Annotated in this window: 19 protein-coding genes and 1 pseudogene; 13 read left to right on the forward strand and 7 right to left on the reverse strand. The window is 72.2% G+C overall.

Annotation, left to right across the window (positions count from 1 at the left end; genetic code table 11):
- Complete coding sequence (locus tag ABT369_RS30975) at positions 1–681, forward strand: PP2C family protein-serine/threonine phosphatase (RefSeq protein WP_350617295.1); 681 nt, start codon at positions 1–3, stop codon at positions 679–681.
- Here ABT369_RS30975 and ABT369_RS30980 read toward each other — a convergent pair whose 3' ends face one another.
- The 4 genes from ABT369_RS30980 to ABT369_RS30995 form a co-directional block, all read right to left on the reverse strand.
- A complete protein-coding gene (locus ABT369_RS30980) occupies positions 682–1,092 on the reverse strand; it encodes a GntR family transcriptional regulator (RefSeq protein ID WP_350617297.1) in 411 nt (136 codons plus the stop codon).
- A gap of 54 nt (positions 1,093–1,146) precedes the next feature.
- On the reverse strand, positions 1,147–1,878 hold the full coding sequence (locus ABT369_RS30985; protein ID WP_350617299.1) for a YcnI family protein: 732 nt from the start codon (positions 1,876–1,878) through the stop codon (positions 1,147–1,149).
- 63 nt (positions 1,879–1,941) lie between these two features.
- Positions 1,942–2,418 (reverse strand): vitamin K epoxide reductase family protein, encoded by a 477-nt coding sequence (locus ABT369_RS30990; RefSeq protein ID WP_350617301.1) that lies wholly within the window; start codon positions 2,416–2,418, stop codon positions 1,942–1,944.
- Positions 2,405–3,283: a DUF929 family protein gene (locus tag ABT369_RS30995; protein ID WP_350617303.1), complete on the reverse strand. Its 879-nt coding sequence runs from the start codon at positions 3,281–3,283 to the stop codon at positions 2,405–2,407. The genes ABT369_RS30990 and ABT369_RS30995 overlap by 14 nt, the downstream gene beginning before the upstream one ends.
- A gap of 274 nt (positions 3,284–3,557) precedes the next feature.
- On the opposite strand from ABT369_RS30995, the gene ABT369_RS31000 reads away from it, so the two are divergent.
- Together ABT369_RS31000 and ABT369_RS31005 are read left to right on the forward strand one after the other, a co-directional pair.
- Positions 3,558–4,379 (forward strand): cyclase family protein, encoded by an 822-nt coding sequence (locus ABT369_RS31000; RefSeq protein ID WP_350617305.1) that lies wholly within the window; start codon positions 3,558–3,560, stop codon positions 4,377–4,379.
- A gap of 55 nt (positions 4,380–4,434) precedes the next feature.
- Entirely contained in the window at positions 4,435–4,659 is a 225-nt protein-coding gene (locus ABT369_RS31005; protein ID WP_350617307.1) for a CbtB domain-containing protein, read from the forward strand.
- Between the two features lie 93 nt (positions 4,660–4,752).
- Here the strand turns inward: ABT369_RS31005 and ABT369_RS31010 are convergent, their stop codons facing one another.
- The gene (locus ABT369_RS31010; RefSeq protein WP_350617309.1) at positions 4,753–5,382 is read right to left on the reverse strand and encodes a (2Fe-2S)-binding protein; all 630 of its coding nucleotides are present in this window, start codon (positions 5,380–5,382) and stop codon (positions 4,753–4,755) included.
- Positions 5,383–5,489: 107 nt separating this feature from the next.
- On the opposite strand from ABT369_RS31010, the gene ABT369_RS31015 reads away from it, so the two are divergent.
- From ABT369_RS31015 to ABT369_RS31060, 10 genes and pseudogenes are all read left to right on the forward strand, one after another.
- A complete protein-coding gene (locus ABT369_RS31015) occupies positions 5,490–5,999 on the forward strand; it encodes a sigma-70 family RNA polymerase sigma factor (RefSeq protein ID WP_350617310.1) in 510 nt (169 codons plus the stop codon).
- Positions 5,996–6,673: a zf-HC2 domain-containing protein gene (locus ABT369_RS31020; RefSeq protein ID WP_350617312.1), complete on the forward strand. Its 678-nt coding sequence runs from the start codon at positions 5,996–5,998 to the stop codon at positions 6,671–6,673. Before ABT369_RS31015 ends, ABT369_RS31020 begins: the two co-directional genes overlap by 4 nt.
- A gap of 285 nt (positions 6,674–6,958) precedes the next feature.
- A pseudogene (locus tag ABT369_RS31025) lies at positions 6,959–7,833 on the forward strand (IS30 family transposase); the annotation flags it as partial.
- A gap of 771 nt (positions 7,834–8,604) precedes the next feature.
- On the forward strand, positions 8,605–9,156 hold the full coding sequence (locus ABT369_RS31030; RefSeq protein ID WP_350617314.1) for a M15 family metallopeptidase: 552 nt from the start codon (positions 8,605–8,607) through the stop codon (positions 9,154–9,156).
- Positions 9,157–9,177: 21 nt separating this feature from the next.
- Positions 9,178–9,597, forward strand: a complete 420-nt coding sequence (locus ABT369_RS31035) for a hypothetical protein (RefSeq protein WP_350617316.1) — start codon at positions 9,178–9,180, stop codon at positions 9,595–9,597.
- A 59-nt stretch (positions 9,598–9,656) separates the two neighbouring features.
- Entirely contained in the window at positions 9,657–11,276 is a 1,620-nt protein-coding gene (locus ABT369_RS31040; RefSeq protein WP_350617319.1) for a Ycf46 family AAA ATPase, read from the forward strand.
- A 2-nt stretch (positions 11,277–11,278) separates the two neighbouring features.
- Complete coding sequence (locus tag ABT369_RS31045) at positions 11,279–11,722, forward strand: hypothetical protein (RefSeq protein ID WP_350617321.1); 444 nt, start codon at positions 11,279–11,281, stop codon at positions 11,720–11,722.
- A complete protein-coding gene (locus ABT369_RS31050; protein ID WP_350617323.1) occupies positions 11,719–11,910 on the forward strand; it encodes a DUF2997 domain-containing protein in 192 nt (63 codons plus the stop codon). The genes ABT369_RS31045 and ABT369_RS31050 overlap by 4 nt, the downstream gene beginning before the upstream one ends.
- A complete protein-coding gene (locus ABT369_RS31055; protein WP_350617325.1) occupies positions 11,900–12,577 on the forward strand; it encodes a ComEA family DNA-binding protein in 678 nt (225 codons plus the stop codon). The genes ABT369_RS31050 and ABT369_RS31055 overlap by 11 nt, the downstream gene beginning before the upstream one ends.
- On the forward strand, positions 12,561–13,214 hold the full coding sequence (locus ABT369_RS31060) for a 4Fe-4S single cluster domain-containing protein (protein ID WP_350617327.1): 654 nt from the start codon (positions 12,561–12,563) through the stop codon (positions 13,212–13,214). Before ABT369_RS31055 ends, ABT369_RS31060 begins: the two co-directional genes overlap by 17 nt.
- 9 nt (positions 13,215–13,223) lie before the next feature.
- On the opposite strand, the gene ABT369_RS31065 is transcribed toward ABT369_RS31060, so the two are convergent.
- Positions 13,224–13,826, reverse strand: a complete 603-nt coding sequence (locus ABT369_RS31065; RefSeq protein ID WP_350617329.1) for a LutC/YkgG family protein — start codon at positions 13,824–13,826, stop codon at positions 13,224–13,226.
- Positions 13,819–15,273 (reverse strand): LutB/LldF family L-lactate oxidation iron-sulfur protein, encoded by a 1,455-nt coding sequence (locus tag ABT369_RS31070; RefSeq protein ID WP_350617331.1) that lies wholly within the window; start codon positions 15,271–15,273, stop codon positions 13,819–13,821. Before ABT369_RS31070 ends, ABT369_RS31065 begins: the two co-directional genes overlap by 8 nt.
- Between the last annotated feature and the right edge of the window lie 7 nt (positions 15,274–15,280).

Consider the following 15,280-nt stretch of genomic DNA (forward strand, 5'->3'; position numbering starts at 1 on the left):
ATGGCGACAATCCGGGCCGGCAAGGCGACCGACGTCGGGAAGATCCGCCGCCGCAACGAGGACAGCGCGCTCGTCGGCGAGTGCATTTTCGCCGTGGCCGACGGCATGGGTGGCCACGCGGCGGGCGACGTCGCCAGCCACCTGGCGGTCACGGCCCTGGAGCGCCTGGACGGCGTCGCGGGCCCGGGCCCCCTCGACATCCGCGACGAGATCGTCCAGGCCAACGCCGACATCCTGGCCGCGGCCGTGGCGGACCCGACCCAGGGCGGCATGGGCACCACGGCCGCCGGCCTGTGTCTGGGCAAGGTCGACGGCGACGAATGCTGGATCATCTTCAACGTCGGGGACTCGCGGGTGTACCGCTTCGCCGCCGGCGCCCTCGACCAGCTCACGATCGACCACGTGGCCCCCGAGGCGGTGACGATGCGCCGAGGCGTGATCACGCGCGCCCTGGGCACCGACCCGGGCCCGCGGCCGGACCTGTGGGTGCGCACGGCCGAGGCCGGGGAGCGCTTCCTGGTCTGCTCGGACGGGCTGCCGCTGGAGCTCACCGACGACGAGATCGCCACGGTGCTGACGGGCTGCGACGACCCGCAGGCGGCGGCGGACGAGCTGGTCCGCCGGGCGGTGCTGGCCGGCGGCCGGGACAACGTGACCGTGGTCGTCGTCGACAACGTCTAGCTAGACGCCGGGGCGCGGCCACCGGACCCCGGTCCCCGCGGCCGGGTGCACCTCCTCGACGTCCCCGGTGCGCACGACGAGCACGGGCACCCCGTCGGGCAGCCCGAGCTCGTCGCGCTCGCGGGGCGTGGGCATGCGGGCCCGGACCACGCTGGCGGGGCCGGCCTCGACCACGTTTCCGGGCGACTCGACGGCCTGCACGGCCCGCCGCTCGACCCGGATGTTGCAGTCCCGCCCGATGGCGAGCAGCCCCTCGTTGCGCAGGATCTTCACGGCCTTGAGCGCGGTGTCCCGCCCGACCCCGAACTCCTTGGCGATCTGGTCGGCGCTGGGCATCAGCGCTCCGACGGCCAGCTCCCCGCCGCAGATCCGCTGCCGCAGGACGTCCGCGATATGGTCGTAGCGCGCCACCCGTTCAATGTAGCCAAGTGGCCCTACGGAACAAAACCCCCTTCGATGAGCCGGTTAGGCGCTCGGAGACGGGGAGCGGCGGTAGGCCAGCACGCCCACGATCAGTCCGGCCAGGCCCAGGACCAGCCCGGCGATGCCCAGGCCGATCGCGGTGCCGTCCGAGGACGAGGAGGACGACGCCGAGGAGTCGGCGGCGTTCACCGCCGGGCCGGCCGAGGTCGTCGCGGCGGCCGCGGCGGTGTCGGTCTTCTTCGACAGCTTCAGCACCGGCGCCGGGTGCTCGGCCTCGGCGCCCGCCGCGGGCTCGTCGATCCAGCGCACGACCTCGCCGCTGGAGTACGTCTGCAGGGCCTTGAACACGATCTGGTCGACCTGCGGCAGCGGGCCCAGGGACACGTCGAACTCCTGGAACTGGTGCGGCTTGATCGCCGAGTTCGCGTCCGCCGTCCACGTGATCTTCGAGACGGCCTCGGTCAGCTCGGCGCCGCCCTCGGTCTTCACCGGCGTCGCCAGCTTCGCCGTCTCCGTCGCCGCCGTCCAGCCCTGCACGGGCTTGAGCGACACCGACGCGATCGGCTTGTCGGTCGGGATGGCGATCTCGACCTTCGTCGTGCTGGCGTCGTCGCGCTCGTTCGGCACGCGGAAGGTCACCTTCGTGTACCCGCCCTGGACGGCGGTGTTCGGGTTGACCGTGACGTGCGCGGAGGCGAGCGCGGGGAAGGCGAGCGCCGCGGTGACGGCCGCGGCGACGGCGACACCGGCGCGGACCACGTGGGTCAGGCGCATGACGGGAGCATCCTCTCGGGAGACGTGTACCGCGGGTAGTCGGCGCACGCCCCCCGAAAGTTCCTACAGATCGGACGGATCGGCGTAGGCGGTCCCGACGGCCGTCACCGCGAACAGCGCCACCGCGAGCACGTGCACCCCGGTGCACCACAGGCAGATCGCGTGCAGCGTGAACAGCTCCGCGAACACCAGGTAGAACACGAAGAGCACGCCGATCGCGGCGAGGGCCAGCCGGCCCATCCGGATCGCGGGCATCGACGAGCGCCACAGCGGGGCCGGCGAGAGCGCGAGCATCGCGACGAAGTAGACGAGGCCGAGCACGGCCACGGGGATCCCGAACACCGCCGACTGCTCGGACGTGGTGACCTTCAGGCAGTTCAGCGCGCCGGTGTCCGGGCAGGCGAGCGTCGTGGACGCGGTGAAGTGCTCGATCGTGAGGTACACCGAGATCCCGAGGCCGGCGATCGAGAGCACCAGCGACGTCAGCGGCACCCACGGCTGGACCAGGCTGCGGTCGAGCTCGATCTCACTGGCCGACATTCGCGAACTCCCCCTGGTAGGCCCGCACGGCCGCGCTGGAGCACACCTCCGCGGGCTGGTTCCCGGTGATCTTGCACAGCAGTGCGGTCATGGCGTTGGCGCTGCCGTCGATCGCCCGGCCGAGCTGGCTGTTCGGGTCCTTGATCGCGTCGAGCACCTGCTGGTGCGTGTGGTTCGCGAGCAGCTGCGGGCTGTAGGAGGCGCCCGCCTGGAGGGCCTTGTTCGCGAAGTCCATGAACGGGATCGCCCCGGCCGAGTCCTGGGGCACGTAGGGCGGCGCGTTGTACTTGGCGAGCACCTGCTGCTGCGCGGGGGTGAGCTGGTCCAGCGGCGCGTACTGCCCGCCGACCCGCTTGTTCGTGGTCGTCTCGACGCCCTGGAACGCCAGATACTGACTCGTGTACGTGGCGCCGTGGAACGACAGCGTCGGCGTGTTGGGGTATGCGTCGTCGGCCGCGGACGTCGTGAGCGACAGCCCGCTGAACGTGCCGAACCGCGACAGCGCGATGACCACGGGCCAGCGCTGGGCCGCGCAGAACGGGCAGTACTCGGCGCCGACGTAGAGCACCAGCGGCTTGCCGCCGTCGGTGAGCGCGGGCTGCCCCGTCAGCGCGGTCGGCAGGGCCGGCTTCTCGCCCGCGGCCACGGTGTCGAGGGTCGCGGCCGGCACCGAGGTCACCCCGCTGATGACCGCCTCGGCCGAGGCGCCGGTGGGCAGGGCGCTCGGCGCCTGCGTGCCGCCGCCCGCGGTGCCGAGCTTGACCAGCCCCATCACCACGAAGACCAGCAGCACGGCCCCGATCGCGGAGTACGCGATCCGCATCCGGCCGCGCCGGGCGGTGGACCGCTCCTGGATCATGCGCATGCGCCGCGCATACTCGCGCGAGTCACGCTGCCGTTTCGACACGCGGCCAACCTCCTGCGATGTGCGGTTGTGTTCGTTTCCTTAGTCGCACGGGGCGGGCGACCGGTTCCCGCCAACCGCCCAAAGATCACCCTAAGTGACCCGGTTGTGGGAAGGTCCGAGTCGAAAGTCCCGAAACATGCATGACTCAGGTCCGTCGTGGGCGCGACCGTTGCTCCCGTCAGAGATCCCGGCCTCCGCGGTGGGCAGGACCGCACCACGTAGATTGACGCCTATGCAGAGACGACACCTGCTCGCCGCCGCGGCCGGAGGGGCCGTCGCGGGCGCCGCCGGGCTCGCCGGCACCGCGGACGCCGCCAACACCGACTCCTTACGCCCGGGCAAGACCCGGCTCATCAGCCTGTCCCACGTCAACGACCCGGCCAAGACCAACATCTACCCAGGTGACCCCGCGTTCACGCTCGAGACGATCGCGACGATCGAGAACGAGGGGTACTACCTGCAGTACGTCCGCGAGGGCGAGGCGACCGGCACCCACTGGGGCGCCCCGGGCCACTTCAACGCCGGCGAGCCCCTCGCCGACGACCTCGACCCGAACGACCTGTTCCTGCCCGCCGTGAAGATCGACGTTCGCGACAAATGCGCCCGCAACGCCGACTACGCATTGACGATCGACGACGTCAAACAGTGGGAGAAGCGGCACGGCCGCATTCCCGCCGAATCCATGATCATCATGTGGACCGGCTGGGAGTACAAATGGGGCACCCCGGCCTTCCCGAACCTCGACCGCGACGGCGTGCTGCACCAGCCCGGCTTCGCGCCCGAGACGATCCAGTGGTTCATCGACACCGGCCGCATCGGCCGCAACGGGGGCACCGGCATCGACACGTTCGGCCCCGACCTCGGCACCGACCCCGAGTACCTGGCGTCGCTGCTGATCTACCGGCGCCACCGGATCAGCCTCGAGATCCTCGCGAACCTGGCCCAGTTCCCGACCACCGGCGCCTCAGTGCTCGCCGGCGGGTTCATCAACTACAAGGGCTCGGGCTCGACCGCCCTCGTCTTCGGCGTCATCCCGCCGGGAGTGCATGTGTGAGTGAGGTCGGGCCGGTCCGATTGACGTAAGGACCGGCCCGCCTTAGTGTCCTTTTATGAGCGCGATGTCCGGAGCCGAGTCGTCCCAGGCGGCGACCACCCCGCTGGTCCTGCCCATCTCCCGCTCGCTGGTCTGGCTCGGCGGCACCGCGCTGCTGGCCCTGCTGCTGTATTACTTCATCGGCATCGACCAGGGCGCCGTGTCGATCTTCGGCAGCGACAGCCACGTGCACGAGTTCATCCACGACGGCCGGCACTTCCTCGGCTTCCCCTGCCACTAGCGCTCTCGTCTCGTCGGCTTCCCCTGCCACTGAGCGCGGGTTTCCGCCTTCTGGGGACTCGGCGTCGTCGTTTCCTCGGCTTGCCCTGGCTGGCTAGCGCGCGTTGAGCACGCAGTCCCCGCAGGTGCCGCCGCCGGGGACGCGGTAGTAGAGGCAGCAGTTGCGCCGCTGTAGCCGGCCGTCCCGCACGTCGGCCATACCCGCGAGCGGCGGCCGCTCCAGCAGCCCGGCGACGACGGGCCAGGCGTCGGCGGAGAGCTGCCCCGCGGCCCCGCCGAGCGCCGAGGCGACGTTGCCCCAGAGCACCCGAGGCGAGAGCCGGAACCGCTCCCCGAACACGGACACGAGCGGCTCGACCAGCCCGAGCACGACCACGTCGAAGAACTCGCCCGCCGGCCGCGACCCCGCACCCGAGACCGCCACCGGCAGCGGCCCGCCCGGCACCTCCCGCCACCAGAGATCCTCCGGCGTCACGGCCGGGATCGAACCCGAGTCGAGCGCCTGGGCGAGGGGCGGCGAGACGAGCCTCGACGCGTACCCCAGCAGCAACACCGAGGCGACCACCCGCTCCGGCAGCGCGGAGAGCTCCAGCCCGAACATCCCCGCGAGCGCCGCCCGCGACGCCGCCACCCGCGAGGCCGCCACGTCCGGGGACAGCAGATCCGCGAACGGCCGCCACGACGGGCCGCCGTCGTGAGGCTCCCAGACGAAGTACGGATTCACGCCCGAACCCTAACCGCTAGGCGGCGCGGAAAGTTCCCGAGTTGGTTGAACCCTGAACCGTCTGGTGGGGTAGAGCTCGACAGGGAGGCCGTCGAGAGGGGCTGCGCGTGACGCGCGACGAAGAGCTCATGACCGCGCTGTACACCGAGCACTACGGTGTGCTGCTCGCCTTCGTCTCGCGGTACGAGCGGGACCGCCACCGCGCCGAGGACCTCGTGCAGGACACCCTGCTGCGGGCCTGGCGGCACATCGAGCGTATCGACGTCAGCCGGGACACCACGCGGGCCTACCTGCTCACCATCGCGCGCAACGTGGTCAGCAACAACTGGCGGGCCGAGCAGCGCCGCCCAAGACTGGTCTCGGACCCCGACGCCGTCGCGGCCGTCGCCGACCCCGACAACGTCGACGAGCTCGTCCAGGGCTGGCTGATCACCGCCGCCCTCGACCGCCTCTCCGTCGAGCACCGCGAGGTGATCCGGTCGGTGTACTACGACGGCCGTACGGTCGCCGACACAGCGAAACGCCTCTCGGTACCGGAGGGTACCGTCAAGTCCCGCGCGTACTACGCGGTCCGCGCGCTTCGGGCGGTGTTCGAGGAGATGGGGGTGTTACGGTGACCGCCGGCCACGACGCGGTGCGCCGGCTGCTCGGGGCCTACGTCCTGGGCGGCCTCGACGACACCGACCAGGACACCGTCGACGCCCACCTGAGCACGTGCGCCGAGTGCCGCGGCGAGGTGGGGCGCCTGGCCGCCGTACCGGAGCTGCTGCAACGCCTCCCGAACGGCCCCGGCGCACCGCTCGAGCCGCCCTCCCGCGCAGGCCTCGACGCATTCCTGCGCCGGGCCAGGCCGCGGCGACTGCCCGTGATGATCCTCGCCGCCGCCTGCCTCGTGCTGGCGGTGCTGGTCGGTCTCCTGGCCGTGAGCCGCCCGGAGTCGTCGTCCCCGCCACCGCAGGCCGGCGCGTCGCCGAGTGCCTCGGCGAACCCGGGCACCATCGTGGAGTTCGAGGCCGCCGCGGGCAGCGGCCTGTCGGGCCGGGCGACGCTGAGCCCGCGGCAGTGGGGCGTGTCGGTCTCCCTCGAACTCGCCGGGCTGCCCGGCGAGGGCCCCTTCACGATGCAGGTACTCGGCCGCGGCGGCCAGTCCGAACAGGCGGCGTGCTGGGGGCGCACCCAGACGGCGCAGGCTCGGGTGACGGGGGCCAGCTCGATCCAGCTGGCGAACGTGGACTCGATCCAGGTCGCCGACCATGATGGCCACCTGCTGGGATCGGCCCGTCTGTCTTGATCTCGATATGTCGGGCGCTGGCGCGCCGCGACATATCGGATTTATGCCCCGGCCCCCGGTTTCAAGGGATCGTTGCAACACCTGACCTGTTCAGGGGTTGTCATGTTCAAGATCCGGGAGAGTCGTCGCCCGCAGGGGTGTAAGCCGTTGCTGGCCGAGCGTGCAGCGTATTTGGAGCCTCGTTGGGCAAGGTGTGCGGACGGGTGTGGCGTGTGAGCTGGTCGGGGATTGCTCCGTGGACGGGGTGGCGGTGGCGGAAGGAAGCCGCCGGTCGTGGTGTCGGCCCGGTATCTGTCCCAGGACGAGCGGGTCGTGATCGCCGACCGGTTGCGGGCCGGGGTGTCGCAGGCGGCGATCGCGGCGGCGCTGGGCCGGCCCCGGTGCACGGTCAGTCGGGAGATCGCCCGTAACCAGGAGCCGGACGGCAGCTATCAGCCGTTCGCGGCGCAGCAGCGCGCCGCGCGGCGCCGGCCGCGGCCGAAGACCCGGAAGCTGGCCGGGAACCCGGTGCTGCGGGATCTGGTCCAGGACCAGCTGGCGGCTCGGCGCAGCCCGCAGCAGATCAGCGCCCGGCTCCGCCACGACTTTCCCGGCCGAGACGAGCTGCGCGTGTCCCATGAGACGATCTACCAGGCGTTCTACGTGCAGGGCCGGGGTGCGTTGCGCCGCGAACTGGCCACGGCGCTGCGCACTGGCCGGGCCGTGCGCCGGCCCCGCGGCAGCACCGCCCGGGCGTCGCGATCGGCACCCTCGTCGAACGCGCCACGAGATACGTCCTGCTCGTGCACCTCGGCGACCGCGGCCGCTCCGCCGAGGTCGTCCGTGACGCCCTCCTGGACACCGTGGCCACCCTCCCGCAACACCTGAAACGATCACTGACCTGGGACCGAGGCATAGAAATGGCCCTGCACCACCAGTTCACCATCGCCGCCGACATGCCCGTCTACTTCTGCGACCCGCACAGCCCCTGGCAACGCGGCTCGAACGAGAACACCAACGGCCTGCTGCGCCAATACTTCCCGAAAGGCACCCACCTCGCCGGGCACACCGCCGAGCACCTGACCGCAGTGGCCGCCGAACTCAACGACCGGCTCCGCCAGACCCTCGGCTGGGACACCCCAGCCGAACGCCTCGCCACAATCCTCACCATCACCAAATAGCCACGTGTTGCAACGACCACTGGAAACCGCCGCCCCCGGCGATAAATCCGATGTCATCGCTGGAAGGTCGGCTCCAACAATGCGGTGGTGCAGCGGCGGCCTGAAGTGCGGGCCGTCGTTGGTCGCTCCGATGAGTAAGCGTGGTCCAGTGGCGTCGTTGCTCACTGGGCATTCCTCTCGGCCGTCTCGAATCCGCCGGGTCTGTACGGGTCATCATTCGGTGGTCCCGGTTCCAATATGTTCGCCATTTGTGCTGGGGTGTGGTCGGGATCGAGGTTTCGGTCGTATTCTGGGACAATTGTTCGTATGGGGCAGATGCAGTTGTTCAGTTCGCGGGAATTGGCTGCTATGCGGGATCGGACGAAGGCCAAGAATTGGTGGCCGGGGAAGGATGAGTTCCGGAAGGAGGCGCAGCGGCGGCGCGACCGGGGGCTGGTGAGACGGCATGCGGAGAAGTTGCGCCGCATCCACGGCTCCGCAGAGAACACCCCGGCACAGCCCTCGTCCGACCCCGCCGGAATCGTCGAGCATCGCGCAACAGTGGCACCTGCCGGTCCGTCCGAACAATCGCAACCCTCGACGCGCTCGTCACATCCCGCGGGCCAAAATTCACCCCAGCCGCCGGCATCGAGGAACGCGCGCATGCCGAGTCGCGGCGCGGTCATGCTCCCCGTGGGGGAGGCGCGACCGAGCCGGGCCACCGGCGCGGAGTGCCCGACTTGCCGGGGCAAAGCCGTAAAGGTTGCGGTTCGGGTGGCCGATGGTTGCGATGTGGAGGTCACAGGAGTAGGCGGGATCGCGACCCGCATGGCGGAGATCCGCTCCCAGATTGCCGCCTTCCGCCCGCAGGCGACGCCGAGCCCGGCCGGTGCCGAGTCGTTTCAGCAGACCCTCGACACGACGCTGCGCACCGCGCGTACGCCGGAGGGGGTGCCGGTCGAGCTGGCGAAGTACGGCAACGGCAAGATCCCCGAGAACGCACTGCAGCAGGTCGGCGGCGCCGGGCACCGGCTGTGGGGGCCGGCCGCGTCGAGCCTCGACGCGCTCATGCGCGCGGCCCGGCAGCAGGGGGTGAACATCGGGATCACCGACTCGTACCGGCCCTTCGCCGAGCAGGTCGACCTCGCCAAGCGCAAGGGCCTCTACTCGCAGGGCGGGCTCGCCGCCAAGCCGGGGACCAGCGACCACGGCTGGGGCATGGCCGTGGACCTCGACCTCGACGGGAAGGCCCAGACGTGGATGCGGCAGAACGCGGGGCGCTTCGGATTCGCCGAGACGACACCGCGGGAACCGTGGCACTGGGCGTACCGGCCAGCGAAATAGGCCGGGCAGCAAAATAGGGGCGTGATCGCGCTCTTCACGACCGTCCATCTCGCCCTGGCCGCCGCGTGGGCGGGGGCGATGGGCTACAGCCTGCTCGTGGTGCAGCCCAAGGCCGAGCGCTTCTTCGCCGGGCGGGATGGCGAATACGAGGACTTTCTGCTGGTCATGGCCCACGGGAACCGGTGGAAAGTGGTGCCGCTGATCGCCGGGCTGCTCGTCACCGCGGCGCTGGCGAGAATGTTTTACCTGCTGCCGGTGTACCTCCTGGCCGCCGTCATTTTCGCGAACGTCAGCTGGCGGCACTGGCCGGCCCGCGTGTTCGCGCTGCCCGCCGAGCGTCCCGCGTTCCGCCGGGCACTGCGCGCCCAGGCGTGGGTGATGACAATGCTGGCCGGTGGCGCGTTTCTGACAGGTCTGGCGGCAACCAGCGGACTCTTCTGATCTCCCCGCCGCGGTTAGGGTCGGGTGCGATCTGACAAACGTAAGGAGAGGGTAGCCCGGTGACCGGTTTCCGCCACGATCTGGCGCAGCTGTTGAAGGCCAGGTTCCCGGTCCTGTACGTCGAGTCGTACGAGGAGCACCGCGTGCTCACCGAGCTCGCCGCGGTCTGCGGCGACGCCGCGCTCGTGCGCACCCCGCGGCCGGTGTGGACCTGGTCGGCGACGAGCGGGCTGCTGCAGCCCGACGGGGTCGCCACGCAGTACACGACCGAGCCCGACAACGCCCTCGACGCGGTTCTGCGCATCCAGCAGCCGGGCCTGTTCGTGTTCCGCGACCTGCACAACTCCCTCGGCGGGGACGTGCCGGTGCTGCCCAGCGTGGTGCGCCGGCTGCGGGACATCGCCGCGGCGTTCAAGGCCGGCGCGGTGCCCCGGACGCTCGTCATCGTCGCGCCGGTCCTGCGGATCCCGCCGGACCTGGAGAAGGACATCACGATCGTCGACTTCCCGCTGCCGACCGAGGCCGAGATCCGCGGCGTGCTCGAGGCGATGATCGCGGGCAACGCCGCCGGTGGGCGGATCCGCATCGAGCTCGACCCCGTCGGCCGGGAGAAGTTCGCCAAGGCCGCGACCGGGCTCACGCTCAACGAGGCCGAGAACGCGTTCGCCCGCGCGATGGTCAACGACGGCGTGCTCGACCTGCACGACCTCGACGTGGTGCACGAGGAGAAGCGGCAGGCGGTACGCAAGGCCGGGGTCCTCGAATACGTCGACGCCGAGGTGCGCCTCGACCAGGTCGGCGGGCTGGAGAACCTCAAGCGCTGGCTGGCCAAGCGGGACAACACCTGGCTGGCGGCCGCCGCCGAGTACGGGCTGCCCGCCCCGAAGGGCGTGCTCATCACCGGCGTCCCCGGCTGCGGCAAGTCGCTGACCGCCAAGGCCGTCGCCGCCGCCTGGGGGCTGCCGCTGCTGCGGCTGGACATCGGCCGCGTCTTCTCCGGCCTGATCGGCTCCAGCGAGCAGAACATGCGGGCCGCGCTGCGTACCGCCGAGGCCAGCGCCCCGTGCGTGCTGTGGGTCGACGAGATCGAGAAGGGCTTCGCGGCGAGCGCGTCCAACGACGGCGGTACGACCAACCGGGTCTTCGGCACGTTCCTGACCTGGATGCAGGAGAAGACGGGCTCGGTGTTCGTCATCGCGACCGCCAACGACATCGAGCGCCTCCCGCCGGAGCTGCTGCGCAAGGGCCGCTTCGACGAGATCTTCTTCGTGGACCTGCCCAGCCGGTCCGAGCGCGCCTCCATCTGGGCCGTGCACCTGCGCCGGCGGCTGACCCGGCCCGCGGTCCAGGGCGCGCTGCACGTCGACGACAACCTGCTGCGCGAGCTGTGCACGGTGTCGAACGGCTACTCCGGCGCCGAGATCGAGCAGGCGGTCGTCGCGGCGCTCTTCGACGCGTTCTCCGAGCGGCGCCCCCTGCACCTGGAGGACCTGCTGCGGGCGACGGCGGCGACGGTACCGCTGAGCGTCACCCAGTCCGAGAAGCTCGACGCGATCCGGGACTGGGCCCGCACCCGCGCCGTGGCGGCGACGGCCGCCGAGGACTGGGACCCCGGCGAGGAGCCGCCGACCGCCCCCATCCCCGTGCTGGGCACGCACGGACGCACGATCGAGGTCTGACGATGAGCGTTTCGCTGATTCTCCTGCCGCTGGCGATCGCCGCCGCCGCGGCCCACGCCGGCCTCACGAAGGGCAAGGACGCGACCGTGTGCGAGGTGCAGACCCGGATGCGCGACGAGGGCCTGCTCGCGGCCGCCCTGCGGGACACCCGGGCGGCGGTGACGCCCGACGGGGACGCGCTCGTCGCGGACTGGGCGGGCGTGCGGGCCCGCTTCGTCCGCGACGAGCGGCAGGTCTGGTCCGCGCACTTCACCGGCGACGTCGACGAGCCGCGGGCGGTGGACATCGTGCGGGCGGTCGACGCGGCCTACGGCCGGCAGGTCCAGGCCGCGGTGCTCGAGCGCCTGACGCATCGCGCCCCGGCCGCAGGCCTGCGGCTGGAGTCGCGCTCGGTGACCCCGGACCGGGCCGTGCGCCTGGTCTTCGCCGTGGAGCGGGCCGGATGAAGCGGATCGTCGTGACGGTGGCGGAGGACGGCACGGTGTCCGCCGAGACCCTGGGCATGAGCGGCTCCACGTGCCTGGACTACATCGCCGTGCTTGAGGATCTCCTGATGGCTCAGACGGTGCACAGCGAGTACACCCGCGAGGCGGCGGCGCAGACGACCAGGCAGGAGCAGCACGATGCCCACTAGCTTCGGGTGGCGGCTGCGCAACAGCTGGTGGGTCCTGCTCGTCGTCCTCGGCCTGGGCTGCCTCAGCGGCACCGGCTTCCTCTACATCGGCATCACCGCCCGGCGTCCGGCCTGGTGGGGGATCGGGGTGGCGTACCTTGTGCTGCCGTGGTCCGCCCTGGTCGCCATCAACCGCCTGGGCGAGGATTCCCAGCTGAGCACCACGCTCGCCGTGGCCTATTTCGCCCTGTGGTTCGCGAGCATTGTCCACGCCCTGATCCTGAACGGCTCCTGGCTGCGCTGGCGCGCCGCGAACCGCCCCTGGTTCGAGGCCTCCCAGCCCCAGGCGCAGCCCGCGCGGCTGGCGCCACCCCCGGTCTTCGCGGCCCCGCCCGCCCCCGCGCCACCTCCGGCCTTCACGACTCCGCCCGCCCCCGCGCCGGCCCTGGACGTCAACGCGGCCACGGCGCCCCAGCTCGCCCAGGCGGCCGGCCTCGACCCCGGGCGCGCCGTGCGGATCGTGGCGGATCGCGAGGCCCGGGGCGGCTTCCAGACCGTCGAGGAGTTCGCGACGGCCGCGGCCCTCGCACCGCACGAGTTCGCCCGCATCCGCGCTGCGCTCACCTGCACCCCGCGTCCCCAGGCACCGCACCAGCAAGGCGGCCCCGGCCGTGTCCTTGACTTCTGAGCCGCGCCCGCCGGTCGAAGCCGGCACCGTGGCCGTGGCCCGGCTCGTGGAGCGCACGACGGCCGAGGGCCCGGGGGAGCGCACGGCCCTGTGGGTGCAGGGCTGCACCATCCACTGCGCCGGCTGCTTCAACCCGCACCTGTGGACCTTCCGCGGCGGCACCCCGACCCCGACGGCGGAGGTCCTGGCCCGGATCCTGGCCGCGGGCACGGAGGGCCTGACCCTGCTCGGCGGCGAGCCGTTCGACCACGCCGCCCCCCTCGCCGTGCTCGCCGCGGGCGTGCGGGCCGAGGGCCGCTCGGTCCTGACGTTCTCGGGCTACACGACGGCCCAGCTGAACCGCGCCGTGCACAACGGCCGCGGCGACGTCGCGGCGCTGCTGGACGCGACGGACCTGCTGATCGCCGGCCCCTACGTCGCCGCCCTGGTCGACCGCGCCCGCCCGTGGGCCGGCTCGACGAACCAGGAGTACGTCCACCGCGGCGACCGGATCCCCCCGTCCGCCGTGGCCGCGACCCCGGACCGCCTGGAGATCACCGTCGGCGCCGACGGCACCCTCGCGGTCAGCGGCTGGGCCGACGACGAGACCCTCGACGCCCTCCTGCACGACCTGGGCCGCTCAGCCCGCACCCGCTGACGCGCCGGCTCAGCGCACGAGCAGCACCACGAGCGTGCGGGGACCGTGGACGCCCTCGACGCGGTTGAGCTCGATGTCGCTCGTCGCCGACGGGCCGCTGATCAGCGTCAGCGGGCGGGTCGGGGCCAGCCGCGCCAGCAGGTCGGGGACGCTCTGCACGACCTGGTCCGCCCGCACCACGCAGAAGTGCCGGTCGGGCACCAGGCTGATCGCGCGGCGGCCCTGGTCCGGCGAACCGTCCAGCGCGATCGTCCCCGTCTCCGCCACCGCCGCCGCGCAGCCGGTGACCACGCCCGCGAACGCGTCCAGCTCCGCGGCCGAGAGCGAGCCGTCGTCCACAGTGGAGCCGGGCACCGGGAACGGCAGGCCCGGGGGCACGATCAGCGGGCCCACGCCGTCCAGGGCCGCGGCCAGGTCGGACTCGAGCGCGGCGGCGGTCGTGGGCACGACGGTCGCCTTGTAGTCCTCGAGCCGGTCGACCAGCAGGTCCAGGTCGCCCCGGCGGGACGGGTCGGCCGGGCGGTAGTCGCGCGGGACCGCGGGCACGGCGGGGGAGGAGCCGAGCGCGGCGCGGATGCGGGCCAGCACCACGGAGCGCGAGTCGTCAGCCATTGCGCGTGCGCCACCATTCGCGGAAGGTCTGGGCCGGCGGGCGGGGCAGGTCGCGGCTCGCCGTCCACGCCGACAGCGGCGGCGGCAGGGCGCCGATCCGGTCCCGTTTCCGCCCGAGCAGCCGGCCGAGGCGCATGAGCCGCTCGCCGCCGCGGAAGCGGCCCGGCCGGGCCATCACCCACGACATCGCGGCCATCGAGACCGCCTCGGCCGACGGGCCGCGGTGCTCCTCGACATGGCGGGCACGCAGGTGCACGAGCAGTGACGGGATGTCGATGCGCACCGGGCAGGCGTCGAAGCAGGCGCCGCAGAGGCTGGACGCGTAGGGCAGCGAGGCGTTGTCCTCGACCCCGGTGAGCTGGGGGCTCAGCACCGCGCCGATCGGGCCCGGGTACACGGAGCCGTACGCGTGCCCGCCCGTGCGCTCGTAGACCGGGCACACGTTGAGGCAGGCGCTGCAGCGGATGCAATGCAGCGCCGAGCGGCCCACCTCGTCGGCCAGCACCGCGGTGCGCCCGTTGTCCAGCAGCACCAGGTGGAAGTCCTGGGGGCCGTCGCCGGGGGTGACGCCGGTCCACAGCGAGGTGTACGGGTTCATCCGCTCCCCGGTCGAGGAGCGCGGCAGCAGCTGCAGGAACACCTCGAGATCGGTCCATGTGGGCACGAGCTTCTCGATGCCCATGACGGTGATGAGCGTCTGCGGCAGGGTCAGGCACATCCGGCCGTTGCCCTCGGACTCGACCACGGCGAGCGTCCCGGTCTCGGCCACGGCGAAGTTGGCCCCGGACACGGCGACGCGCGCGGTGAGGAACTTGCGCCGCAGGTGGGCCCGGGCGGCCATGGCGAGCTGGCGCGGCTCGTCGGTCAGGTCGGCGGGCGCGCCCTCCATCTCGCGCAGGAAGATGTCGCGGATCTCGGTGCGGTTGCGGTGGATCGCCGGCACCAGGATGTGCGAGGGCTTGTCGTGCCCGAGCTGGACGATGAGCTCGGCCAGGTCGGTCTCCCACGCGGCGATGCCCTGCGCCTCGAGGGCCTCGTTGAGCCCGATCTCCTGGGTCGCCATCGACTTGACCTTGACGACCTCATCGGCGCCGGCCCGGCGGACCAGGTCGGCCACGATGGCGTTGGCCTCGTTGGCGTCGCGGGCCCAGTGCACGTGCCCGCCGCGCGCCGTCACCTGCTCCTCGAGCTGGACGAGCAGCTCGGGCAGGCGGGCCATGGTCGCGGCCTTCAGCGCCTCGCCGGCCCGGCGCAGCTCCTCCCAGTCCGGCACCTCGGCGACGACCGCCGCCCGCTTGGCCCGGATGGTGCGGGTCGCGTGGCCGAGGTTGCGCCGCAGCTGCTCGTTGCCCAGCGCCGTGCGGGCCGCCGCGGGGAAGGGCTCGTCGCCGCGAAGCTGCCCGACCCCGCGCGGCGCCACGGCGGGCATGCCCAGGAATGTGCTCATGCGGCCT

The sequence above is a fragment of the Dactylosporangium sp. NPDC000244 genome (assembly GCF_040300725.1).
In the GTDB taxonomy this organism is placed as follows: domain Bacteria; phylum Actinomycetota; class Actinomycetes; order Mycobacteriales; family Micromonosporaceae; genus Dactylosporangium.

What these genes read in the sequence shown, in the direction of transcription:
- ABT369_RS30975 (WP_350617295.1), top strand. Translation starts at nt 1, where the DNA reads ATGGCGACAATCCGGGCCGGCAAGGCGACCGACGTCGGGAAGATCCGC.
- ABT369_RS30985 (WP_350617299.1), bottom strand. Translation starts at nt 1,878, where the DNA reads ATGCGCCTGACCCACGTGGTCCGCGCCGGTGTCGCCGTCGCCGCGGCC.
- ABT369_RS30990 (WP_350617301.1), bottom strand. Translation starts at nt 2,418, where the DNA reads ATGTCGGCCAGTGAGATCGAGCTCGACCGCAGCCTGGTCCAGCCGTGG.
- ABT369_RS30995 (WP_350617303.1), bottom strand. Translation starts at nt 3,283, where the DNA reads ATGCGCATGATCCAGGAGCGGTCCACCGCCCGGCGCGGCCGGATGCGG.
- ABT369_RS31000 (WP_350617305.1), top strand. Translation starts at nt 3,558, where the DNA reads ATGCAGAGACGACACCTGCTCGCCGCCGCGGCCGGAGGGGCCGTCGCG.
- ABT369_RS31005 (WP_350617307.1), top strand. Translation starts at nt 4,435, where the DNA reads ATGAGCGCGATGTCCGGAGCCGAGTCGTCCCAGGCGGCGACCACCCCG.
- ABT369_RS31045 (WP_350617321.1), top strand. Translation starts at nt 11,279, where the DNA reads ATGAGCGTTTCGCTGATTCTCCTGCCGCTGGCGATCGCCGCCGCCGCG.
- ABT369_RS31050 (WP_350617323.1), top strand. Translation starts at nt 11,719, where the DNA reads ATGAAGCGGATCGTCGTGACGGTGGCGGAGGACGGCACGGTGTCCGCC.
- ABT369_RS31055 (WP_350617325.1), top strand. Translation starts at nt 11,900, where the DNA reads ATGCCCACTAGCTTCGGGTGGCGGCTGCGCAACAGCTGGTGGGTCCTG.
- ABT369_RS31065 (WP_350617329.1), bottom strand. Translation starts at nt 13,826, where the DNA reads ATGGCTGACGACTCGCGCTCCGTGGTGCTGGCCCGCATCCGCGCCGCG.
- ABT369_RS31070 (WP_350617331.1), bottom strand. Translation starts at nt 15,273, where the DNA reads ATGAGCACATTCCTGGGCATGCCCGCCGTGGCGCCGCGCGGGGTCGGG.